Raw genomic sequence first — 555 nt, forward strand, 5'->3', positions numbered from 1 at the left:
TGGCAGAGCGATGCGGCGCTGGCCCCAATGCGTCTGGCGATCAACGTCAGTGCACGCCAGTTCCGCGACCCGGCGTTCGGCCAGCGGGTGCAACAGTCGCTGGAGCAACACGGCATCCCCGCACGGCTGCTGGAGCTGGAAATCACCGAGTCGGTCTTCCTGGACGACCTGGAATCGGCGCGCACCACGTTGCAGGCGCTCGACGCGCAGGGGGTGTCGCTGGCGCTGGACGACTTCGGCACCGGCTACTCGTCGCTGGCGTATTTGGCCGAACTGCCATTCGACATCATCAAGATCGACCAGCGCTTTGTAGCCCGTCTGGGCCAGCACAGCCGGCAGGACGAGGCCATCATCACCACCATCATCGCGCTGGGGCGCAAGCTGCGCATGCAGGTGCTGGCCGAGGGCGTGGAGACCGAGCAGCAGGAAAACTACCTGCTCAGCCGCGGCTGCCATTGGCTGCAGGGCTACCGCTACGGCCGGCCGATGCCGGTGGAGCAGTTCGAGGCCCAGGTCCGCGCCCGGCTGCATGAACCCCACGGCGGCTGAGGCATC

1 protein-coding gene is annotated in these 555 nt (G+C 67.2%); it reads left to right on the forward strand.

Going from position 1 to position 555, the window contains the following annotated elements; genetic code table 11:
- On the forward strand, positions 1-549 hold a 549-nt coding region (locus tag NZN28_RS14580), incomplete at its 5' end, for an EAL domain-containing protein (protein WP_295399385.1).
- Positions 550-555: the final 6 nt, after the last annotated feature.

Origin of the sequence: Meiothermus sp. (genome assembly GCF_025056915.1) — a bacterium.
GTDB lineage: Bacteria > Deinococcota > Deinococci > Deinococcales > Thermaceae > Meiothermus.